The sequence below is a fragment of the Agrilactobacillus fermenti genome (assembly GCF_021030645.1).
GTDB lineage: Bacteria > Bacillota > Bacilli > Lactobacillales > Lactobacillaceae > Agrilactobacillus > Agrilactobacillus fermenti.
Genome location: NZ_JACGCJ010000028.1, coordinates 1 through 23888, shown reverse-complemented (window position 1 = coordinate 23888; position 23888 = coordinate 1). Strand labels below are relative to the sequence as shown.

The window sequence follows — 23888 nt, the reverse complement described above, 5'->3', positions numbered from 1 at the left end:
CTTCATGCTTGATACCTGCTTTCTATCAATTTGATCAGTTGTGTTTTAGAAATATTTAATTCTTGTGCTTGCTGCACAATTTGGGTGACGGCTTCTTCTAAAAACTTTGCCTTTCGTGCCGTCCGCACCTGTTCTTGTGCCCCTTGTTTGACAAAAACACCAATGCCTCGGCGCTTCTCTACTAAACCATTAGCAACCAATAGATTGACCCCTTTCAATACTGTCGCGGGATTGATTTTGAACGCTTGCGATATTTCAGTCGTAGATGGTATTTGTGTCAATTCAGGAAAAGTCCCATCTAAAATACCTTCTTCAATTTGATCATTAACTTGTTGAAACAACGGCACACCGCTGTCAAAGTTAAACTGCATATTTTCACCTCAATTGGAAGTTCTAAAGGCAATTAGCTAATTAGTTAATTACTCATGTAACTAACTATATAACCAAACATTTCTTTTGTCAATCATTTATTCTTTTTTGACTAAATTCTACCCCTGACAAACACACAAAAGAGTCGTATAATATTTCCATATAAGAAATATTATTCTTTTTGGAGGCAATGATTGATGTCGGAAACAATAGAACAGCCACTCTACGGAACGGTGTTACTGAAAGCAAAACAATTAATTGATGTGATTGCCAAAAGTTCAGAACCGCTAACCTTAAAACAAATCAGCGATCAAGTCCCAATTTCTAAACCCACCGTTCTAAAAATCCTGCGCACACTCATTTATTGTGGTTTCATCCGCGAGAATGCTGCTCGTAAAACTTATGATTTAGGCACGATATTTTTGGAATATGGTCAACGTGTCGCTGCTTCATTTGATATTAAAGCAAGTACCCGACCATTTTTGGAACAGCTACGCGATGAAACCAATGAAACCGTCAATTTAGGTATCGTCGAAGATCACCGCATTGTCTTATTAGATAAATTAGAAAGCCCGCGTAGTGTCAAACTGGTATCTCGCATTGGCGGTACCATGAATATGTACTCTAGTGCTATGGGTAAGGCAATTCTAGCCAGCTATGAACCCCAAGACTTGCAAACCTACTTAGCGCATACATCGCTAAAAGCACTGACGCCCAACACCATCACTGATCCTGAACAACTGCAATTGAATCTAAAAACGATTCAGAAAAAGGGCTATGCCATCGATAACATTGAGAATCAACCAGATATTTTTTGTGTTGGCTTTGATCTGATCAAACACCATCATGTTTATGGTGCTTTTAGCATTAGTGCGCCCGAATATCGTGTCAATGAACAAGTATTTAAAGGCTTCATTAAATATGGTCTGCAAACTCGGCAAGCTATTTTAGCTAGCTTAAGTTAGGACAGCATGGCAACAATTAAATTGAGTGAAATTAAAATTTAGGGTTTTTCCCTATTTTTTTGTGCAAGGGTTTTCTTTAAATTCAAGCGTGATATATTAGGTTTAAATTAAAGTTTAGGAAGTGTCTTCATGTTAAAAGAAGTTCATATGCCCAAATTAAGCCCTAAATCTGACGAATATTTCTTTGGTACTTGGCAAAAACAGCCAGGCGATGCCGTCAAACAAGGTGACATTCTTTTCGAAGTTGAAACTGATAAAGTCATTAGTGAAGTTCAAAGTCAAGAAGATGGTATCTTGAAAGCCCAGTTGGTTGACGAAGGCGCTGCTACCAAAGTTGGCGACCTAGTTGCTACAATCGAAGTTAACGAAGAATAGGACTGATAATATGAAAGATTTACATACAAAAACAGTTAAACAAGAAACCCCGAAGCCAACTTGGCTGAAAGTGACTTATGATCAACGCAAAGTTGACAAAATGACCCATTTATTAGATGGCTTGCAACTAAATACGGTCTGTGCCGAAGCCAATTGTCCCAATTTAGGCGAATGTTTTGGTAGCGGTACCGCTTCATTTATGATTCTAGGCCCTAACTGTACGCGGGCTTGTCGTTTTTGTGACGTACCCCATGGCCGTCCAGCACCAGTAGATCTCCTAGAACCAACACGAGTAGCCATGGCTACTAAAAAATTGAACTTAAAACATGTCGTCGTCACAAGCGTGGACCGTGATGATTTACCAGACTTAGGTGCAGATCAATTTGTCCGGGTAATCAATGAGATTCGTAAATACAATCCTGAGACGACAATTGAAGTTTTGACACCTGACTTTCAAGGTAAAACCGAACTTTTAGATCGAGTGATTGCGGCTAAACCAGATGTTTTCAACCACAACATGGAAACAATCCGCAGCTTAACGCCAAAAGTGCGTTATCGTGCAACTTATGACACTTCTTTAAAAGTATTGGCTTATGTGAAAGCCCATGCACCAAAAGATATGTTCGTTAAAACTGGTATCATGCTTGGGTTAGGTGAAACCGATCCTGAAGTTTATCAATTAATGGATGATTTGCGCGCCATTGATGTTGATTTCTTAACAATTGGTCAATATGTTCAACCATCCAAACGTCATTATCAATTACGTGAATGGGTGCCAATGTCTCGTTACGAACAATACTATAAAGAGGCAATGTCTAGAGGCTTCAAATTTGTAGCCAGTTCCCCATTGGTCCGTAGTTCTTATAAAGCTCGTGAAGAGCTAGAAGCCGTTTATGGTAAATGACAAATGATCTATATACCCGTAATTTCTAAAGACGTTTATTTTAATTTTGCTTTGGAATACTACTTGTTGACACAAAAACGCTTTGAGCAACCGGTCTTCATGTTGTGGTCCACGACGCCAACGGTTATGTTAGGCAAATATCAAGACGCCGTTAGCGAATTGAATTTCAATTATATTCAGGATCATAAAATTAATGTTGTACGGCGTTATTCTGGTGGCGGCACCATTTACACGGATACCGGCGGCTGTCAGTTCACTTTTATTCAACCTGATATTGCTAGCCAAATGACTTTTGATACTTATCTAAAAACTGTCGCTGCCGCCTTACAACAGATACAGATTCCGGCACAACGTAATAGCCGCAATGATCTGGTCGTCAATCATCGTAAATTCTCTGGCAGTGCCCAATATCGTCATGACGGCTATACTTTGCATCATGGTAGTTTGCTATTTGATACCGATCAAATGCAAATGTTGCAGGCGCTAAATGTGGACCATTTAAAATTACAATCCAAGCATATTGCTTCCGTAAAACAACGAACGATCAATTTAAAAACATTGCGCCCTGATCTAACGAATGAAACTTTTATGGCTGAATTGACGAAACAAATTTTAGCGTGCTTTAATCATGTTGATACTTATGAACTAACAGCTGAAGATCAACAACTAATCGTTGCCCTAGCTAAACATACCTTCGCAGATTCAGATTTTATTTATGGTAAAACGCCCAAATCACAGTTCGTCAAAAAAGCTTACCTTCCAGGTGGTGGTTTAGTTCAGTTCAATATTGATCTAGATCATGGGCAAATCACCAATTTACACCTCAGCGGTGACTTTTTTGGTGATATCGATACTGCTGCTTTGAATACAAAACTGCAAGGTACAAAGTATATCCCCGCTGAAGTCATGCCCAAATTAGCTGAATTTTTACAGCAAACACCTATTTTAGGGATTACTGCAGAAGATTTAACCCGCGTTATTTTTGCTTAATAAAAAAATACGAGTTTTAGGAGAATATGTCCTAAACACTCGTATTTTTTGTATTGTGCTTAAAATAAGCCACTCAATTATTCAAAATCAATAGCCGTTTCAGCTGGATTAGAAGCACAAATTGCCTTGATTCGCTGAATGATACGAAACATTGCCTCTAGTTCAACATCCAGAGCTTTAAAATGAACTTCTTTATATAACTCAAAAGTCTCATCAATTTGAATATTATAGGCCCTTAATTGATTCAAAAAATATTTTTTTTGCACATAGCTTAAACATTGACAATCAAATAGGCTAATTGTCCAGCCATTGTCAGATATGCTTGCCAATTGTTTTTGAAAATCATGAATAACCAAAGTGATTTTGATGGCGCTATTCCACTGGTTTGATGCTTCAAATACATAAGTATCTTCTGCAATTTGATGATAGTTATGCTTTAACTCTAATGAATCCAATTGATCTTTACGTCTATATTTCATAGTCTTCCTCCACCATACCTGAAAACGGCGCCGCTTATTAAAATCAAATATATCAGATTGAAACCTATTTTTTGAACCATTTTTTATAAATTAACTTTTATTTTTTTAAAAGTATTTGGCTTTACCCTTAAAATATTTTTTAATCAGCCTTGAGCCCTGATATAATCTAATTAGAATCCGCTTTCAAAAACATCAAGGAGGTTCCGTTATGTTTCAAAAAATATTAGTACCCATTGATGGCAGCGAACGTTCTCTACTGGCATTGAAAAACGCCTGTAATTTAGCCGAAACGCTGCACGCCAAAATTTTTATTTTAACCGTGGTTGCTAAGCATGTTTATGTGGCTAGTGATTCTGCGTATCAGGTCTCAACCCCTGATATACACGAAATTGGGACAAAACTATTACAGACTGCTGAAAAAATCGCGCGGAATTACCCTAATATCACCTACCAAACCTTCCTCAAAGAAGGCGATCCCCGCAGCGTTATTACCGATCAAATGGTCAAGCAACTACAACCCGATTTAATTGTGATGGGTAAAACAGGCACGAATCGCTTAGCCCGTTTGTTAGTTGGTGCAACGGCCAGATATGTTGCCGAAAATGCGAAAACTAATGTCCTTTTGATCGAAAAATGATAACTTTACCAGATTAAGTACAACCACTACCTTTAGAAAATAGCATGAATCAGAAAATAAATAAGGCATCGGAAACAAAACGTTAATTTTGCTCCGATACCTTATATCATTGGTATCAATTATAATAAAGTTTCAATTTATTGGATTTGAACTAATTACTGAATGTCAATATTGCTACCATTTTGAATTTCCGTCAATTTAGGTAGTGTAACTTTCAAAACGCCGTTATTGAATTCTGCTTTAATCTTGCTAGCATCAACATTTGGCAACCGATAACTCCGACTCAAAGCACCATAACTGCGTTCGGAAAGCATCATATTACCATTCTTATCATCATGATCTACAAAAGATTGTTTCTTGGCATTAATGTTCAAAATACCATCATTATAATTCATATGGATATCATTCTTTTCAACACCAGGTAAATCAACTTCGCAAATATAGCTCTTATCCGTTTCTTGAATATCTGTCTTCAAATTTTGATTCATATCCTCTGGGAACATTGAATCAAGAAAACGATGTTGCAAATTATCAAAGAATGGATCCAAACCCCAATCATAATTACGACGACGTTGTACTTCATTAGCCATAGTCCAAAACTTCCTTTCAAAAATTTTTTCTTGGCTAAAAGGCAGTCAATGACTGGGAACTGAGGCTTTAACCTCTTGGTTCCTTTCCCTTTACAACTATATAGTAGCACAAATTAGCACTCGTGTTAAGCGAGTGCTAAAAATATTTTTTACCGCAAAATAAACTTATATGGAATGCGAATCTGATCGGACTTCTCTTGATAAAACAACTCAAAAGCCTGTTCACCACATTGCTTCAAATGATTATCGATTGTTGGAATTTGCAATAAATCACTCACAATCAAATTATCACGGCCAACAATTTTAGGGTGCTTCTGTGTCGGATAGGCCTTCAAAACGCCAGCCGCAACCAAATCGGTATTCGTCAGGATGCCATCAAATCCATGTTTATAGAAATACTGGCCCGCATCGTAACCCATGATTGGGTCTAAACAGTTCCAATAAATATCCTGCTCAACGTCAAAATTAGGATAGAATCGTTGTACTGCTTCAATTGTGACTTTCGAGGTATAACTGATTCGACTGTGTCGACCTAGCGTGACACCCAAATGCTGCACACCTTGGTCTTGTAAGTAACGAATGCCTTCAGCAAGTGCATGTTCTCGATCAATATAGACACAAGGGCCTTGACGATGTGGTAACTTTTCACAAAAAACTAATGAACCGTATTTTTTAAAACTTAATAAATGGGGCAACGAATTCGATCTAGAAGTGATAATCAGCCCATCAAAGCTTTTTGCCGCAAATTCTTCTAGATACGCCTGCTCTATTTTGGCGTCATAATTTGTTGGCAGTAGGGTCACCTTATAATGGTGTTCAAAAGCCATTTCTGTAATGCCACTCAATAACTGATCAAAATATGGATGGTTCGTATAAGGAATGATTACGCCAATATTGTTGGTTTTACCGTAACTCAAATTACGTGCCACATGATTGGGCACGTAATTTAATTCTTTAATAACTTGTAAAACACGCTTACGCTTGGCTTCATCAACATAAGGATAGTTATTAAGCACGCGTGAAACTGTTGAAACAGAATACCCCGTCGCCTTGGCAATATCGCGAATGTTCGCCATAATTTAACCTCTAGACATAAAGATTCTCTCTTAAATAGTTTATCACAGCATCGCCATTCTGGAAGAAAACGTACAAATTTTCATGAGCATCATTAAAACTAACCCGAGTGGCACTTAGATAATCATCGACGACAATGTGATGAATCTCAGATAAAGGAACTTGGTAACGGCGTGCTCGAAAACCTTGATCTACTTTTAACGTTAACTTTTGTGTATCAAATTGTAGATCAGCATAACAATAGACTGGGCCCTGTTCAGTTTGAATCATGAGGTAAGTATTCATGAGAATGACTCCTTTCTTGATTACAAACTGAGTATAATGTATGAAACGCGTTTCTTAGCAAGGCCCTTTTACTTTAAATTTAATTGACCCAAGGTACCGCAACAAATGATAATTGGTTTTTACCCGTGTAGATCGTCTGATGCGCAATTTGAGATTTAGTGCCATTGAAACCAGCTTTGGTATTGCTATTCGTAAATAAGAGATTTTTGGCACCACTGGCAATCTCTAATCGCAAGGCATGCCCGGCTTTAATTAAAGCAGCAACTTTTGACGTTTCAATTTCAAAATAATACCGCTTTTCTGGTTCCAAATACTCGGGATGTGCCCAATCCTTAGCTCGAAAGCGCCCGTTGAGTACGCCATCGGCCAGCGCAATGGATCGGCCATCGGGATAAACGTCCGTTAATCGCACGACCCAATCGGTATCCACCGCTGAACTTGCAGCATAAATGCCAACAGTAAATACACCGGCAATCGCTCTTGACTGTTTTAAAACTGGTGACGTGAAGCAAACTAAATCTTGACGTTTTTCCACAGCAGCATAATCAGCAACAAATGCAGCCTCGTTACTAGACAAATCGGCTAAATATGGCGTTGGTTCATTGGAATCAAAGTTATACTTTATTGATTCTGAATCAGGTGCTTGCTGCAACAACGTTTGCTTCTTTGCATCTAAATATAGTTTTTCTTGATGTTCGTCTAAATTAAACGCTTCTTGACTGATCCATTGATCAGCATTCAGCCGATAGTAAGTAACCGTTGGCTGTACTTCAATGCCGTTATCATATCCCTTTAGAAAATGGTCAAACCATTGTAAATGTTTTAGATCCATTTCTGGCCGTAACGCATTTGGACCTAAAACATAGCCGCCTAAATCGTACTGGGCATTGCCGCCATGAAGCCAAGGTCCTAAAACAATTTGTCGTTGACCTTTTTCATAATCATTTGTTGCCCGAATTGCTTCGGTCGTGCCAACGCCATCATCGTCAAACCAGCCCGATTGAATAAAAGCTGGGACGTGAATAGCTTGCCTTTTAGCATACCAATCCATTGGTGTATAGAAACCATCATCACGATCATGGGCTAAAATTTCATTAAGATAAGGTAATTCTTTGCCCAGCGCAAGTAGTGGTATTTCTTGGATCGGTCGGTGGTCTAACAACGCTGTCCAATCCTTACGAACCATTTGCGTTGGCTCAAAATGTTTATCTTTCCAGGCAAACATCAGGGGCAAAAGTGCCGAAACCAATGAGCCTCCCTTTCGCAGAGCATCTGTGAATGGCCCACCTGCAGTTACCAGGCTGACAATCGCTTTTAAATGCGGGTTATTGTTCACAGCAGCAGCCCACTGAACATAACCTAAATAAGAACCGCCAATCATCCCAATTGAACCATTAGACCAGGGCTGATCCGCGATCCAATTGAGCGTATCATTGCCATCTTCTGTCTCGTGACGAAACAGTTGCCAGTTACCTTGGGACTGATTACGGCCACGAACATCTTGAACAACAACTGAATAGCCATGTTTCGCAAAAATTGCATATTTATCAACATAATTTTCACGATTATAAGGTGTCCGAATCAAAATTGTAGCATTGGGGGTGTGCCCCTCCCGCGGCAGGATAATATCAGTAGCTAATTCAATACCATCTGTCATCGGAACCATCGTCGTGGTTGTCGTAATTGCTTTAGGTTCCAAGTTGAACAAGTGTTGAACCCGCCATTGATGCAAAACAGTTTCATCTTCAAACCCAGGGGCAATCAAGACGACTGTTTTATCGTCACTAATTATTTGCAGGCCAACCAATTCATTGTTAACAATAACCATATCCCGGGCAAACTTGTGCTGACGCTCATACCAGTAATGCGCATCTTTTTGACTATAACGGCCACCCCAAGGCGTTGTTGTTGAAATATCGGCCGTTTTTTTGAAATCAGCTGCTGCAACGAATAATGCTTGTGCCTGCCAATTATCTATAATTTTCAAAGCATCATTATTTAAAAACTTAGATATTTGCTGATAGTCCTCAGTACTAGGCTGTCTTTTTTTTGACCATTTAGCTGTTGACCCAAAACGTTCTGAGATAAATATCTGTTGCCCTTCAAAATAAATTTTTAGCAAATTGAATCCTGAAAGATAACCATTTAGTTGTTTGATCATTTATCGTTAAACCTCTTCAAAATTAATTTCAACCCCAATACCTGGTGCTTCCAAAAGTTGGTAGCGACCACCTTCATGTTCAAATCCACCTCTGATATAGGCTGTTTCTTTAAAAAATAAATAACTGTCTAGGTCAACATAATGTACATTTGTTTTTGCAGCAGCAAAATGCAAAGCGGCGGCGATACCTAGCCGTGTTTCGGCCATGCATCCGATCATACAAGGCACGCCACTTGCTTCGGCAATACTATTAATTGCTTGAGCCCCAAAAATACCGGCCGACTTCATCAATTTGATATTGATGATATCCGTTGCGTCCTGTCGTATCGCTTGGATCGCATCATGAGGCGTATGTACAGATTCATCTAACATCAATTGCTGTGGCATCGCAGCACGAATCAGTCGATTGTCTGCCATTTGCCAGTGCGGCAGTGGTTGCTCAATTGCTATAATATTATATTTTTCCAAACGAGCTGCCATTTGCAACGTTTGCTTGACTGTCCAACCTTGATTGGCATCGATTTTAAGGTTCACACTTGGTCCTACCGCTTCTCGAACAGCTTTAACGGCAGTGTAATCAGCTTCATCATCAATACCAACTTTGAGCTTTAATTCGTCAAAACCGGCAGCCACTAATTTTTTTGCTTTCATAGCCATTACTTCTGGTGTGTCAATACCTAACGTTATGTCACTTTTGACAGTTGAATTGTCACCACCTAGTAAGCGATATAAAGGTAGCCCAGCCTGTTTGCCTAACAGATCATATAAAGCAAGGTCAATCCCAGCTTTTGCGGCACTATGGCCTACCGAAAATGCCGTCATTATTTGGTGGATGGTTTCAATTGCTGAAGTTTCCTGATCCAACAATAGCGGCGTCACAGCTTTTAAAAAAGCCATAATATCTGCCGTAGTTTCACCAGTCACCTCTTTGATCGTACTAACTTCACCAAATCCTTCGAGCGCCGTGTCGGTCTGAATCCGTAATAAGACGATTTCTTGGGCGGTGATTGTCTTGAAAGCCACTTTTACTGGTGCTTTAAAAGGTACCTTAACAACTTTTGAATCAATTCGTTTAATTTTCATAAAAATATTCCGACCTATCCAAAAAAATTTAGCCTGATTTATTTGTAGGTTGCATAGCGATATTGAGCATCAATCAACATTAAATAATTCAAGTTTTTCACCTGTTTATTAATTAATCGCGGGGTTCGTTTTTGATATAGCGGTGTCACTGGCTGCTGTGTCATCTGTAATTTCGAAGCACGTAACATATCTTGCCAACGCTTATCTGCATTATTTGCATCTTCATTACTATTTACTTTTGTCATGACGGCTTCATATGCTTGATTATGGTAGCGGCCAAAGTTAAAACTATTACCAGCACTAGAAAAATTCAAATAGTCAATTGGATCATTGACACCCGAACCAAAGCCCTGCACAGTCATCTCAAAATTGCCTTTAACTTGTTGTTGTAATTTCTGCTGGGCTGGATTCGTTACAATATGAACTGAAAGCCCCTTTAAAGTCTGCTGTAACTGGCCTTGAAGATAATCGGCGATTTTTTTGGCACTGTCTTCATCACTCGTCAATAAAGAGACCGAAACCTTTTTCCCTAACTTTTTCTGGGCTGCTTGCCAATATTGCTGGGCTTTGTGTTTATCATAAGTCACGTCTTTACCCGATGCCTTAGAAAAGTCTTGGTTCTTGCTATTTGTAGCTAATCCCGTAGGAATCATGTTATATGCCGGAATTGATCCATCTTGTAAAACATTGTTTGTTAACGCTTTGCGATTGATTGCATAAGCGACCGCTCTACGAAAATCTAAATTTCCAGTAGCTTTTTTTTGCGCGTTATAAGCTAAATAATACAATTGAGCTGATTTTTGATAGGTTAATTCAGGGTCATGCTCATTCTGTCGTGCCATTGTTCCTGAAAGACTCGTTTCCTGGACTTTACCATCCGAAAAAAGATTATAGCCCGTATTACTGTCTTTAATGACTTGTGTATGTACTTTTTGAATATGGACGTCTTTTGCATCAAAGTAATTATTGTTCTTAATATAATCCCATTTTTCAGCGGTCGAATTCCAATTTGCTAACTTATAGGCGCCATTCGTTAGAATAGATTGGCTATTGGTACCATATTTGGAACCATACTTTGTCACTGCTTTTTGATTCAGCGGATAAACAACTAAAGCTAACAGTGTATTCAAATAAGGTGTCGGTTTTGCCAGGGTAATTTGAAGTTTATATTTGCTCAAAGCCTTGACGCCAATCGTGTCAGGTTTTGCCTTACCGGTCATTGCTGCCTTGAAATTTTGAATATTTATCAGCATTTGGGCAATTTGCGACTTTGTCTGGGGATCGGCCATTCTACGTAAAGCATAAACAAAGTCATCGGCGACTACTGGTTCACCATTAGACCATTTTGAATGGCGCAACTCAAATGTATAAACTTTGCCATTATTGGTGGGTGACACGATCTTAGTGGCAATTCCGGGGATTACTTTGCCATGATTATCAAGCTGATATAATCCTGTCATGGTCTGGGTCATGATATCCGCACTTGCAGCATCGGAAAAATTAGATGGATCTGCTGTTGCTGCGGGTGTAGTAACTGTAACATTTAGAGTTTTCTCATTTTCTGCCATAGCTAAATTAGGTGAACCAATTAAGGCTGACAAAATGATAACCAGAATCACAAAATACTTAGTTGTTAAGTGTTTCAATTGTTAGCTCCTCCAATTTTAATTATTTTATAACTTTATAATCTAAAATTAATTTATTGTAATATATCTCATTTTTTTCATAAAGTCAATAATATCAAGGGACTTATGAGTAGGATTTAGAGTTGAAGCTTTGTAATCAGAAATTAACTTAGATGTAACAGGCATAGAGTTGTGAATATTATATAATGAAAACTGGAATTATTTGAGTTTATGAATCTGCATTAATAGTCTTGGAGGACAGTAAATATGTTAAGGTTAAATGTTAAAGCTACTGGGCGTTATTATAAATTACTTTTATTAGCAGCTTTTGTAGCATTATTCACTTTTTTTGGTCCAGGGAATTTTGATAATCAAGTAACGACGGCGCAGGCTGATGCCAATGACCAACCTGTTTATAATCACTACTTATTTGTCTATTTCAAATCATTAAAATACAAGCCTAACGATCAGCAAATTCACTTTGCCGTTAGCAAAGACGGATTACACTATCAGGCTTTAAATCATGATCAACCTACACTACCAATTCAAAATCATCAGGTGCGTGATCCGTTTATCTTGCGTGCTAAAGATGGTAGTTTTCACATCTTAGCTACCAGTTGGGATGATTCTCGTGGTATCGGGACAGCCAAGCGTTCTATTCTTTCTATGAGCAGTAGTGACCTCACCGGTTGGGGTTATGATTATTCAACCATTGCTTCTGGCGATGCTGGCTGCACTTGGGCACCTGAAGCAATTTGGGATCCCATCCAGCAGAATTATTTAGTTTACTGGGCGGAGTCTAACAGTGAGGATAATTACAAAGATTTATCTATCTGGGCTTCTAGAACTAGTGATTTCAAGAATTTCAGCCAGGCTGTTCCTTACATTGCACCAACCGGACAAAGTCGGATTGATGCGACGGTATTTCAAAACAATGACCATTTTGTGCGCTTTGTCAAAAATGAAAACTCAAAACACGTCTATGAAGACCGGGTTAATGCTTTAACAGATCCTCAAGGCACGCCAATTTACTCCGAGTTATTGAGTAATTTAAAAGACGTTGAAGGTCCGGAAACATATAAACTTTACGGTCAGAACAAGTGGGTCTTGTTGTTAGATCACTATAACGATAATGGTTATGAACCATATGTTTCTGACAATATCGATAGTGGTGTTTTCAATAAATTGGACCCTAAAGATTATTCAATTCCTGATGGTGCCCGTCACGGTTCTGTCTTACCAATTACTGAAGATGAATACAATCGTTTAGTACAAAGATGGCCATTCTAACAAATCTTCATACAATATAGATAAAAATAAACACCCGAGAACATGGAATCCATATTCTCGGGTGTTTATTTTAAATGTAATGTCAAATAATATACACAGATTACTGTCAAACCATTTGCCGTTGTTCTACACGGGCCAAGGTATCAGCAACAGTTTGTCCGCAAAGCCGACCTTCACGAATGGCCCAAATGACCAGTGACGGCCCCCGGCGGGCATCACCCGCAACATAAATTTGTGCATCATTTGTCCGATATTTATCATAAACTGTTTCGACGCCTAAAGACTCTAATACATTTTTTTGCGGCCCGGTAAAACCCATTGCTAAAAGTACTAAATCACAAGGTACTTCTACAGCTGTGCCTGGAATTGGCTTAAAGTTTTTCACTTGTGAAATTGTGACACTCACCAATTTACCATCCTTAGTTTGAAACCCAGTAATTGTTTTTTCATACTCAGAAATGGTATGCCCATTAATTGCTTCTGCTTCCGCCTGCCCATAGCCAACGCGTTTGGTCATCGGGTATTCGGGCCAAGGATTACCATCAGGCCGTTGTGTTGGCGGCTCTGGTGTAATCTCCAGTTGTTTAATATTCGTAGCACCTAGACGAATCGCAGTTGCAATACAATCATTTCCTGTATCGCCACCGCCAACGACGATAACTTTTTTACCAGCTAGTCTCTGACCAGCTTTGACACCGTTGTTTTCCAAAGACTTAGTTGCTTGCGTTAAGAAATCCACCGCAAATTTAACTTCATTTATCTGGTCATGATCTAAGGCCATATCTCTTGGTGTGCCGGCACCAATGCAGACGATAATCTTATCAAAGTTAGCTTTTAACTCAGCCTTAGTGATATCAACACCGACTTCAGTATTTACTTTAAAGTTGATACCGACTGCCTTCATTACTGCGATTCGACGTGCCACAATTGCTTTTGGCAATTTCATGTTTGGAATGCCATACATACACAAGCCACCAGGTTTATCCGACTTTTCAAAAACAGTCACATTAAAGCCGAGCTGGTTTAAACGCCATGCTGCTGCCAAACCAGAAGGCCCACTGCCAACAACAGCCACTTTAAAATGATTGCGGATAGCAGGCATGCCTTGATCTTTAACCCAATTATGTTTAAAAGCCGTTTCAATAATAAAGTGTTCATTATTACGGATCGTAATCCCCTTACCATGTAAAGCTTCATTACAACTTAGCTCGCATGGTGCCGGGCAGACTAGTCCGGTAAAATCAGGCAAAGGATTTGTCAACGTTAACCGTTGAAAAGCCATTTTATCTCGTTGTTCATAAATTAAATTCTGCCATTCTGGGATTAAATTGTCATTAGGACAACCGCCAACGGCACGACCACCACCATAGAAAATCCCATGATGACAATGGGGTACCCCACAGTTCATACAGCGTGCTGCCTGCTCACGCCGCGTTTTTTCGTCTAATTCGACTTCTAATTCATTAAAATCTTTAATGCGGTCCTTAATTGGTCGATAAGGATTATCTTGACGATCATATTTCATAAAACCAAACGGATCTGACATGGCATTTCCTCCTTACTTACTTTTGATTTGTTGCAATCTCAAAGGCTTCTTCTAAAATGGCATCCTGACTTTCGTTTTGTTTCGTTTCATCGTTGGCCAAATTAGCTAAAATATCATTGATCCGATGGAAGTCCTTAGGATAAACTTTAACAAAATCAGCAATCATATAAGTAAAGGCATCTAAAATTTCTTGTGCTTTGGCGGAATGCGTATATTCTAAGTGCTTCTCCAACATGTCTTTTACCTTTGCTTGATCAGCTGTATCTAACGGTAATAGGTCGACCATGTCCAAATTCACATGTTGTTTAAAAGTCTGATCAGGGTCATAAACGTAGGCAATGCCACCAGACATACCTGCACCAAAATTAGCTCCGGTTGTTCCAAGGATTAGGGCATGCCCACCAGTCATATATTCACAGCCGTGATCGCCGATACCTTCAGCAACAACATCAGCACCAGAATTACGGACACAGAAACGTTCGCCAGCCCGACCGTTGAAATAAGCTTCACCACTGGTAGCACCAAAACAAGCGACGTTACCAACGATTGGACTGTTACTGTAAACATCAGCTGCGGTTGTAGGTGCCTGTACGATCAACCGGCCGCCACTTAACCCCTTGCCAACATAGTCATTAGCTTCACCAACTAATTTAAGTTCTAGGCCCTGGGTAATAAAAGCACCAAAACTCTGACCGGCAACGCCTGTAAAGTGATACTTGATTTTTCCGGGTTTAACTGTCTGATTGCCAAAATGTTGGGCAATCCAACCACCCATACGTGTTCCAACTGCTCTTTGAACGTTATTGATTGGTAGATTAACGACAGTATCATCAATTTGTTGCATGGCTTGTTCGGCAAATTGGTCTAATTCTTGCCAATGGTATTTCTCAGCAAACGGATCTTTTTGTTTGCGTTTGATACCAAGTGATTGGCCTAAAATACGATCAAAATTCAAGAACTTTGCCTTACCAGTTGGAATAAACCGAGGCTGTAAATGCTCCGTATGCCCAACCATTTCATCAATTGTCCGATAACCAAGTTTGGCCATAATTTCCCGTAAATTTTCGGCTAGGAAATACATCATATGCTTAATATCTTCTGGTCGGCCGACAAAGTTTTGACGCAATTTAGGGTTTTGGGTTGCAATACCGGTTGGACAAGTATTTAAGCTGCAAACCCGCATCATAATACAACCAATCGCACAAAGCGTTAAAGAAGCAAAGCTAAATTCTTCAGCACCAAGTAAAATCGCTACGGCAATATCACGACCAGTCATCAATTTGCCATCCGTCTCTAAAGTCGCCCGCTGACGTAAATGATTCAATGATAAGGTTTGATGCGCATCTGCTAAACCCATCTCCCAAGGCAAACCGGCATCACGGACAGATGTTCTTGGTGCAGCACCAGTGCCGCCATCGTAACCGGAAATGACAATTTTATCAGCGCCAGCTTTAACCACACCAGCGGCAATTGTACCAACGCCAGTACTGGCAACTAACTTAACCGTAATTTTAGCATAGGGATTGATTTGTTTAAGGTCATAGATCAGCTGTTTAAGATCTTCGATGGAGTAAATATCATGATGTGGTGGTGGTGAAATCAACCGTACACCTGGTGTGGCCCCACGACATTCAGCAACCCACGGGTAATTTTTACTGGCTGCTAATTGGCCCCCTTCACCCGGCTTTGCCCCTTGTGCCATCTTGATTTGAATTTCTTCCGCACTCATAAGGTACTCGGCATTGACACCAAATCGTGCCGAAGCAACTTGTTTGATTTTACTATTAAGATTGCGGCCATCTGCTTGTAATTTGAACCGATTCCGATTTTCGCCACCTTCACCACAATTACTCTTACCACCAATTTCGTTCATGGCTTGAGCAATCGTTTCATGAGCTTCTTCAGAAATGGCGCCATAACTCATCGCTCCAGACTTAAAACGCTTCACGATTTCTGAAACTGGTTCGACCTCTGCAAGCGCCACTGGTGTTTCACTAGGCTTCAAATGCCAAACTGAACGTAATGTTGTCGGTGTTTTAAGGGCTTCAGCATCCATCTCAGCTGTGTATTCTTTAAATAACTTGTAGTTTCCTGTTCGCACAGCATCTTGAAATTTAAATAGTGAAATTGGATTGAATAAGTGATGTTCTCCCGTGGTCCGATATTTGAAACTGCCACCAGAAGCAAGTGGGTCCTTTTGATCGGGGCCATACGCCTTTTCATAACGCTGATAGTATTCTTGTTCAATCGTCATTAGATCGATACCTTCGATACGGCTTGGGGTCCCAGGAAAATAAGTATTGACAACTTTTGAAGATAACCCAATGGCTTCAAACAATTGAGCGCCTTGATAGCCATTTATGGTAGAAATCCCCATGCGACTCATAATTTTAATGATGCCTTTGACACATCCTTTGATGTATTTAGGAATTGCGGCAGCCATCTCGTAATATCTTAAAGTTTCATAGGCACCGTAAGGATAAATTGCTGAAGCACCATAACCAAGCAAAGTCGCATAATGATGAATCTCGCAAGGTTCTGCACTGGCTACAATGATTGAAGCCAAACCACGCTTACCTTTTTCTACCAAATAATGATTTAAGCCCGCGGTGGCCAGTAATGTGGGAATGACCAATTGCGATTCATCAATGCCCTGATCAGATAAAATTAACAAAGCCGCGCCATGATCAATTTCATATTCGGCTTGGCGAAACATATCGTCTAAAGCATGTTCCAAACTATGTGTTGTCGGTTCCTGACTGGCATAGCCCAAACTGACTGTTGCCGCTTTAAAATCTTCTTTAGTAATATGCGTCAATTTTGCAAATTGATCATCATCTAGAATTGGCTCAGCCAATTTAATTTTGCGGGCATTCTCTGGAATATTACGGGTAATATCTTTATCCTGACCCAAAAACATTTCTGTACCAATAAAGTAATCTTCTCGAATAGCATCAATTGGTGGATTCGTCACTTGTGCAAATTGTTGCTTGAAATAAGTAAATAATGATTGCGAGCGTTTGCTTAAAACTGCCAATGGTGAATCAAACCCCATTGAGATAATTGGCTCTTCACCCTTAGTAGCCATTGGGATGATCGCATCTTGAATGATATCTTCCGTGTAACCATTCCGGCGCCACATCGTTTGAACAGCCGTCTTACTCATGGGTTTTAGCTGTGTTGCTATGGGTAGTTGCTGCAAATCGATCTGATTGTCTTTGAGCCATTGTTCAAATGGATACTGATTGGCATACTTAGCTTTAATTGCTTGCGTGTCTAAAAAAGTGCCCGTATTAGTATCCACCAAAATCATTTCAGCCGGACCAAGAATACCCTTTTTGACCACATCTTCAGGCATGATATCTACAACACCAGATTCAGAAGCAACCACAAATAGACCGCTCTTAGTCATCAAATAACGAGAAGGTCGCAACCCGTTACGATCTAAGGCAGCACCAACTTGGACACCGTCAGTGAAACAAAGTGCAGCTGGCCCATCCCAAGGTGACATAAAACTTTCATTGTATTCATCAAAGGCCCGTTGCTTTGGGTCCATTGTTTTAGCTTTAGACCAAGCTTCAGGCACCATCATCAATAAAGCTTCAGGAATATCTCGACCATGATGATAAAGGTATTCCATGCAATTCTCTAATTTGGCAGAATCAGAGTTCTCTTCATTATAGATTTCAATATTATGCGCAGTCATCCAATTTTCAGCACCCTTGAGGGTATTGATTTCACCATTATGAGCTAAATAACGATAAGGCTGGGCTCGATCCCAACTTGGAAAAGTATTAGTGGAAAATCGTGAATGTACTAAGCAAATGGCAGAAGTCATAGTTTCATCGTGCAAATCAGGATAGAAAAGACCAACCTGATAAGCATGCAGCATACCTTTGTAAACGATCGTTCGACTAGACAAAGAAGCAATACTTAGTTCAGTCGCAGCTGAAAAATTTTTTTCTAAATGACGGCGGAGTTCATATAAACTGTCCTCAAACTGTCGTCCTCGAGCCACGTCATTCGGTCGAGCAATGAAAAATTGAACAAAACTTGGCATTGTCTGCTGTGCTGTCGGACCACAAGCATCATAAACGAATGGGACCAAGCGATGTCCTAAAACATGAAAACCTCTATTTTCAATTTCTTCAGTTGCTGAGGCAATGACGGCATCGCGCTCAGTTGTTGGTTTAGGCATAAAAAACTGGCCAACCGCATAATCACCCAGCGATGGTAAATCTATTGTTAACGTTTGTGCTTCTTTTCTAAAAAATTCATCGGGAACTTGAAGTAAGATACCGGCACCATCGCCAGTATCAGGCTCAGCACCTGTACCGCCACGATGATTCATACGATGCAGCATAGTTAAAGCTTTTTCAATCAGATCATGGCTTTTTTGACCATCCATCTGTGTGATAAAGCCCATACCACAAGCATCGTGCTCGTAGCGTGGATCATATAGTAACTGATCACTTTCATGCATAATGTTCACCCACTTTAAATTATGATTAAAGATAATAATACTCATTGTTTTTTAATTATTCAATCCTTTTTCTAATTTTTAAGGCTGTTTATTTAAACTATTAGGGAATTCCCTATGGCGAATGAGCTAAAAGGCAGTCAGTGGCCGAGCACTAACAAAAATCACGATAAATGGTGGGATTTTCCATTTGAGTGATTCGTCTTTAGGTGAGGAAATTCCTTTTTAGCATACGTTTAAGTAATGAATATTCTTAATTAACAAGTGGCTGAAAACAAAAACGTTAGTTTTGTCTCAGCCACTTTCCACTATTTTTAGCTGTGTATGTGCCAATTCAACTGAATTGTCAATTGAAACCATGTATGAACCATTAAATCTAGCAACACCAAACTAAGATAACTCATCATTTTTTAATTTTACTAGTTGACTTTTTTGTCTGGATGTTTTAAAGTGAAAGTCATCTAATTTCATGGCAGAGAGCCGACGTTTGCTGAAAGTCGGTATGGTTTATGGCGTTTCATTTTAGGTTGGTTACCTTTAGCAACTATCAAAGATACGATCACTTTCGTAAAACTTGGGTGGAACCGCGAATTACTATTCGCCCCTAGTACATCAGGAATGTACTAGGGGCTTTTTTTCGTTCATTATTGGCCGTTTGCCGTATAAATCACTTGTCATGTATTAGAAATTAAACCTTAGGAGCAAACAATATGTCTCAAAAACAAGCATCCGTTCGACCTACCTTGTCCCGTTCCTTGCAAAGCCGCCATATTCAGATGATTGCTATTGGTGGTGCGATTGGTACTGGTTTGTTCTTGGGCTCTGGTAGTGCCATCCATACTTCTGGACCCTCAATCATCCTTTCTTATTTGATTGTGGGCATCTTTTGTTTCTTTATGATGCGTGCTATTGGTGAATTACTGCTATCTGATACTGACAAACATTCATTTCTTGATTTTGTAAAAACCTACTTAGGCGATCGCTTTGAATTTGTTACCGGTTGGACTTACTGGTTCTGTTGGATCAGTTTAGCCATGGCTGACTTGACAGCAACTGGCATTTACATTAAATATTGGTTGCCAAATTTGCCTCAATGGGTGGCTCCTTTAGTCATCTTGCTATTCTTGTTTGCAGCCAATATGGTCAATGTCCGGTTATTTGGGGAAATGGAATCTTGGTTTTCTTTGATTAAAGTTATCGCGATTATTTTACTGGTGGCCGTCGGTTTTATCCTAGCTATTTGCCACGTCCGGGTCAGTGGTTCCCCTGCTAGTTTCAGTAATTTAGTTAATCATGGTGGTATTTTCCCCAAAGGCAGCTATGGCTTTCTCATGTCTTTTCAAATGGTTGTTTTTGCCTTTGTTGGGATTGAGATGGTGGGTTTAACTGCTGGCGAAACAGACAATCCTGCCGAAAATTTGCCTAAAGCCATCAATAGTTTGCCAATTCGAATTGGTTTATTCTATGTTGGTTCAATGATTGCTATCATGAGCGTCTATCCTTGGCATAAGATCACAACTTCTGCCAGCCCCTTTGTCCAAGTCTTTGCCGGTATTGGTGTGCCTGGTGCCGCCGCAATTTTGAACTTTGTTGTTCTAACAGCAGCAATGTCCGCCACCAATAGTTGTTTGTTTAGTACGAGCCGCACCTTACACGCATTAGGACAAGGTGGTAACGCTTCATCAAAATTTACCCAACTCGGTAAAAATGGCGTGCCAAACTTTTCTTTAAATGTTTCGACATTGATCCTGTTAGTGATCGTTGTTTTGAACTACCTGATGCCTGCCAGTATCTTTACATTAATCTCCAGTGTCTCAACCATTAATTTTGTTTTAGTGTGGCTCATTCTACTTTGGTGCCATTTAAAATATCGGCAAAAAAATCCTAAAGGCGTCGCTAACTTTACCATGCCCCTTTATCCATTTAGTGATTATTTAAGTCTGCTATTCTTTATTGGAATATTAGTCTTTTTACTATTCAATCCTGACACACGCCTTGCGATGAGTATTTCAATTATTGTATTTTTACTGATGTTCGTCATTTATCAAAGTATTTATCGCAAATCTGATGCTCAAACTGTCAAAAATAAGCCGTTAGAATAGGGGTGTTCAAATGATACCTAACCAAGATGGTCACACACATACTGAGTTTTGCCAACATGGTAGTGGCGATGACGTCGAACTGATGATCCGAAAGGCTATCAAACTCGGTTTTAAGTCTTACTCTGTGACGGAACACGCGCCGTTGCCACCTGATTTTCGTGCAGAACTGGGTGGGGCGCTAGATACCTTTGATACTGGGGCGATGGCTCTAACCGATCTCCCTGCCTATTTACAAAAAATACACAGCTTACAACATAAATACCGGCACGATTTAAAGATCAACTTGGGTTTTGAATTTGATTTTTTGCCGACTCATATCGACTGGACCCGTGATTTTCTTGAAGAATATGGTACCGAACTAAATGATGGTATCTTATCAGTTCATTTCATGAAGGGCACAAATGCCAAATTTTATGGTGTTGATTACACCCCTACTGAATTTCAAGCCGGTTTTCGGCGAGAAACAGCCGATGCGCAATCAATCTATGGTCACTATTTAGATGCTTTACAACAGGCTGTTGCGACAGATTTAGGTCCCCACGCACCTAAACGTCTTGGACACATGACCTTGATCAAAAAATTTCAAGATTATTTTCAGATGCCATTGGTTTTTGATGAGCATAATATGCGCAAAGTTCGTACGCTCTTCAACCAGTTGAAACGTGCGAATTGGGCTTTAGATTTCAATGTATCTGGTCTATATAAACCTTGGTGTAATGAAGTATATCCTTATCCCGAATTAATTAAACTAGCTCAATCCTTTGGTATTCCGCTAATCTATGGCTCTGACGCCCACTCTATTGCTGAAGTTGGCCATGGCCATCATTTGATCGATTTTTTAAATGCATAATTTAACCTTAACTGTATTCCAAAAAGCAATAACTTTATCTAATTAGCAGATAACCACCAATTACAGGATTATCTGACACAATTCATCAATGCTTGAAATAGTTACGCTTTTGCAAAATATTGCCACCATTCTGAATGATTCTGATACCAAGCAATCGTTTGCTTTAAACCTTGCTTGAAATCAACTCGTGGTCGCCAACCTAATTCATGCTCAATTTTAGTTGGATCCATGGCATAGCGCTGGTCATGCCCTGGCCGATCAGCCACGTATTTAATTAAGTTTAAATTCAAGCCGAGTTCACGTATAATGAGCTCGGCTATTTTTTGGTTTGTTAATTCATGATGACTGCCAATATTATAAGTTTCACCGATCTTTCCTCGTGTCAAAACCAAATAAAGTGCCCGACAATGATCTTGAACATGGATCCAATCGCGCACATTAATCCCATTACCATAAAGTGGCAGCGGTTGCTTTGTCAGAGCATGCGTTACAAATTTAGGAATCAGCTTTTCTGGATGTTGATAAAGGCCGTAATTATTGGAACAACGCGTAATGTTCGTTGGTAACTGGTAAGTACGATGATAGGCCTGCACTAATAAATCGGCAGCTGCTTTAGCAGCAGAATAGGGGCTATGCGGTTGGAGTGGACTACTTTCTGTAAATTGTCCCGTTTCACCTAGTTCACCATAAACTTCATCTGTAGAAACTTGCAAAAAACGATTGACCTTCATTTTTAGGGCAACATCTAACAAATGCTGCGTCCCTAAAACGTTTGTTTGCACAAAAATATCAGGATCCGTAATACTGCGATCCACATGGGATTCCGCGGCAAAATTTATGATAGCCTCCAACTTATACTGCTGCATCACATATGTGACCAACGCTGTGTTCAAGATATCGCCTTGAACAAAACGATAATTCGCTTGACTAGCCACGTCAGCCAGTGAATTAGGGTTAGCGGCATAAGTTATTTTATCCAAATTGACGATAAAATTATCAGGGTGTCTCTGTAAAAGGCAATGAATAAAGTTACTGCCAATAAAACCAGAGCCACCTGTTACCAGTAGACGCATCTTAATCACCTTCCTATGTTACGTTTATTTTACCCATTTATTGAATAGCGATACAAGCCGAAATCAAGCTGAACAAACGTGAACAAAACTAATTTATTTTATGACCAAAACATGAAATTTTTTGTAACACACTTGCCATATTTTTAATAAATTGGTAATCTAAGAAACGTATTTTACTTATCTTTCTGATCTACATACTCAGGTTTTCATTGATTAATGTTGGCTTAAGCACCTTTGACTTGCAAAACAAGGAGGGGTTATCGTGCGGCGCCGTCAAAAACAATCGGATTCATTGGATACCGTCATTATTGCACTCGGCTTTTTACTAATCTGGTTATTTCTCAGTACCAACCTTATTCGAATTACAATCTTTGTAATTTTAGGTTTGATTCTAATGTATTATCTCGTCAAATTTATCGTCCAATTTGTACAGTTAGAAACCAAAAATAAAAGTGACTAACAAAAAGTGGCACACGTTTTAACCAAAATTATCCGTAATTAAAAAGTGGCTAAAAACAAAATTTATACTTTGTTTTTAGCCTTTTTCTGTGCTTAATTTAAGTCTAAATTTTAATTATGATTCATCATATAAATCGAACCAAGCAACACCACCACAAGGATTGTAGACATATAGCCGAGAAAAATTTTTTTATTCTTAGCTAATGGCTTCTCATTGTGATAACCATAAACCAAACTTGAAACCGCGACAGTGAAAAATGTATATAAGCCTAAAAAAACGACACTAAATACGACCAAATTTATTTGTGTTGCAGTCGCTAGCCCTGGTGCTAGCCACGCATAAAATAACAGGCCAATCACTGATGTTAGGATGATTTCATGGACACGGTTTGGTAGAATCTAACTACTAAGAATAGGACGTGTCCAAAATGACCAAAAAGAGAAAAACATTTGATGAAGATTTCAAGAAGATGATCCTTGACCTCAACCAATCTGGTCACTCGATCGATTCGTTAGCCGAGGAATATGGTATCGCTACGCAAACAATCTAC

21 protein-coding genes are annotated in these 23888 nt (G+C 39.4%); 9 read left to right on the top strand and 12 right to left on the bottom strand.

Annotated features, from left to right (window positions below; translation table 11 throughout):
- Window positions 1–2: 2 nt before the first annotated feature.
- On the bottom strand, window positions 3–371 hold the full coding sequence (locus FHQ08_RS10005) for a GntR family transcriptional regulator (protein WP_230914275.1): 369 nt from the start codon (window positions 369–371) through the stop codon (window positions 3–5).
- A 195-nt stretch (window positions 372–566) separates the two neighbouring features.
- On the opposite strand from FHQ08_RS10005, the gene FHQ08_RS10000 reads away from it, so the two are divergent.
- The 4 genes from FHQ08_RS10000 (at window position 567) to FHQ08_RS09985 (ending at window position 3603) form a co-directional block, all read left to right on the top strand.
- Window positions 567–1334: an IclR family transcriptional regulator gene (locus FHQ08_RS10000; RefSeq protein ID WP_230914274.1), complete on the top strand. Its 768-nt coding sequence runs from the start codon at window positions 567–569 to the stop codon at window positions 1332–1334.
- Window positions 1335–1463: 129 nt separating this feature from the next.
- The gene (locus FHQ08_RS09995; protein ID WP_230914273.1) at window positions 1464–1709 is read left to right on the top strand and encodes a lipoyl domain-containing protein; all 246 of its coding nucleotides are present in this window, start codon (window positions 1464–1466) and stop codon (window positions 1707–1709) included.
- Window positions 1710–1719: 10 nt separating this feature from the next.
- Window positions 1720–2613 (top strand): lipoyl synthase, encoded by an 894-nt coding sequence (lipA, locus tag FHQ08_RS09990; protein WP_230914272.1) that lies wholly within the window; start codon window positions 1720–1722, stop codon window positions 2611–2613.
- Window positions 2614–2616: 3 nt separating this feature from the next.
- Complete coding sequence (locus FHQ08_RS09985; protein ID WP_230914271.1) at window positions 2617–3603, top strand: lipoate--protein ligase; 987 nt, start codon at window positions 2617–2619, stop codon at window positions 3601–3603.
- A gap of 77 nt (window positions 3604–3680) precedes the next feature.
- On the opposite strand, the gene FHQ08_RS09980 is transcribed toward FHQ08_RS09985, so the two are convergent.
- Entirely contained in the window at window positions 3681–4082 is a 402-nt protein-coding gene (locus tag FHQ08_RS09980) for a hypothetical protein (protein WP_230914270.1), read from the bottom strand.
- 208 nt (window positions 4083–4290) lie between these two features.
- Between FHQ08_RS09980 and FHQ08_RS09975 the strand changes: the two genes are divergently transcribed.
- The gene (locus tag FHQ08_RS09975; RefSeq protein WP_230914269.1) at window positions 4291–4719 is read left to right on the top strand and encodes a universal stress protein; all 429 of its coding nucleotides are present in this window, start codon (window positions 4291–4293) and stop codon (window positions 4717–4719) included.
- A gap of 155 nt (window positions 4720–4874) precedes the next feature.
- Here FHQ08_RS09975 and FHQ08_RS09970 read toward each other — a convergent pair whose 3' ends face one another.
- From FHQ08_RS09970 to FHQ08_RS09945, 6 genes are all read right to left on the bottom strand, one after another.
- A complete protein-coding gene (locus FHQ08_RS09970; RefSeq protein WP_230914268.1) occupies window positions 4875–5309 on the bottom strand; it encodes an Hsp20/alpha crystallin family protein in 435 nt (144 codons plus the stop codon).
- Between the two features lie 149 nt (window positions 5310–5458).
- Window positions 5459–6385: a LacI family DNA-binding transcriptional regulator gene (locus FHQ08_RS09965; protein ID WP_230914267.1), complete on the bottom strand. Its 927-nt coding sequence runs from the start codon at window positions 6383–6385 to the stop codon at window positions 5459–5461.
- A gap of 10 nt (window positions 6386–6395) precedes the next feature.
- Window positions 6396–6668 carry a hypothetical protein gene (locus FHQ08_RS09960; protein WP_230914266.1) on the bottom strand — a complete coding sequence of 91 codons (273 nt, stop codon included), beginning with the start codon at window positions 6666–6668 and terminating at the stop codon, window positions 6396–6398.
- Between the two features lie 79 nt (window positions 6669–6747).
- Window positions 6748–8829 (bottom strand): CocE/NonD family hydrolase, encoded by a 2082-nt coding sequence (locus FHQ08_RS09955; RefSeq protein WP_230914265.1) that lies wholly within the window; start codon window positions 8827–8829, stop codon window positions 6748–6750.
- A 6-nt stretch (window positions 8830–8835) separates the two neighbouring features.
- Window positions 8836–9912 carry a mandelate racemase/muconate lactonizing enzyme family protein gene (locus tag FHQ08_RS09950; protein ID WP_230914264.1) on the bottom strand — a complete coding sequence of 359 codons (1077 nt, stop codon included), beginning with the start codon at window positions 9910–9912 and terminating at the stop codon, window positions 8836–8838.
- Between the two features lie 38 nt (window positions 9913–9950).
- Window positions 9951–11558 (bottom strand): peptide ABC transporter substrate-binding protein, encoded by a 1608-nt coding sequence (locus FHQ08_RS09945; protein ID WP_230914263.1) that lies wholly within the window; start codon window positions 11556–11558, stop codon window positions 9951–9953.
- A 246-nt stretch (window positions 11559–11804) separates the two neighbouring features.
- On the opposite strand from FHQ08_RS09945, the gene FHQ08_RS09940 reads away from it, so the two are divergent.
- The gene (locus FHQ08_RS09940; RefSeq protein ID WP_230914262.1) at window positions 11805–12827 is read left to right on the top strand and encodes a glycoside hydrolase family 43 protein; all 1023 of its coding nucleotides are present in this window, start codon (window positions 11805–11807) and stop codon (window positions 12825–12827) included.
- A gap of 106 nt (window positions 12828–12933) precedes the next feature.
- Here FHQ08_RS09940 and FHQ08_RS09935 read toward each other — a convergent pair whose 3' ends face one another.
- Window positions 12934–14373, bottom strand: coding sequence for a glutamate synthase subunit beta (locus FHQ08_RS09935; RefSeq protein WP_230914261.1), 1440 nt, complete (start codon window positions 14371–14373; stop codon window positions 12934–12936).
- 16 nt (window positions 14374–14389) lie between these two features.
- Window positions 14390–18865 carry a glutamate synthase large subunit gene (gene gltB, locus FHQ08_RS09930; RefSeq protein WP_407929210.1) on the bottom strand — a complete coding sequence of 1492 codons (4476 nt, stop codon included), beginning with the start codon at window positions 18863–18865 and terminating at the stop codon, window positions 14390–14392.
- A gap of 698 nt (window positions 18866–19563) precedes the next feature.
- Here gltB and FHQ08_RS09925 point away from each other — a divergent pair.
- Window positions 19564–20955, top strand: coding sequence for an amino acid permease (locus tag FHQ08_RS09925; RefSeq protein ID WP_230914260.1), 1392 nt, complete (start codon window positions 19564–19566; stop codon window positions 20953–20955).
- Between the two features lie 10 nt (window positions 20956–20965).
- The gene (gene hisJ / locus FHQ08_RS09920) at window positions 20966–21805 is read left to right on the top strand and encodes a histidinol-phosphatase HisJ (RefSeq protein ID WP_230914259.1); all 840 of its coding nucleotides are present in this window, start codon (window positions 20966–20968) and stop codon (window positions 21803–21805) included.
- A gap of 101 nt (window positions 21806–21906) precedes the next feature.
- Here hisJ and rfbB read toward each other — a convergent pair whose 3' ends face one another.
- Window positions 21907–22878, bottom strand: a complete 972-nt coding sequence (rfbB, locus tag FHQ08_RS09915; RefSeq protein ID WP_230914258.1) for a dTDP-glucose 4,6-dehydratase — start codon at window positions 22876–22878, stop codon at window positions 21907–21909.
- Window positions 22879–23140: 262 nt separating this feature from the next.
- Here rfbB and FHQ08_RS09910 point away from each other — a divergent pair, with 262 nt between their 5' ends.
- Window positions 23141–23338: a hypothetical protein gene (locus tag FHQ08_RS09910; protein WP_230914257.1), complete on the top strand. Its 198-nt coding sequence runs from the start codon at window positions 23141–23143 to the stop codon at window positions 23336–23338.
- A gap of 110 nt (window positions 23339–23448) precedes the next feature.
- Here FHQ08_RS09910 and FHQ08_RS13305 read toward each other — a convergent pair whose 3' ends face one another.
- A complete protein-coding gene (locus FHQ08_RS13305; RefSeq protein ID WP_407929208.1) occupies window positions 23449–23697 on the bottom strand; it encodes a LasU family protein in 249 nt (82 codons plus the stop codon).
- Window positions 23698–23888 lie beyond the last annotated feature (191 nt).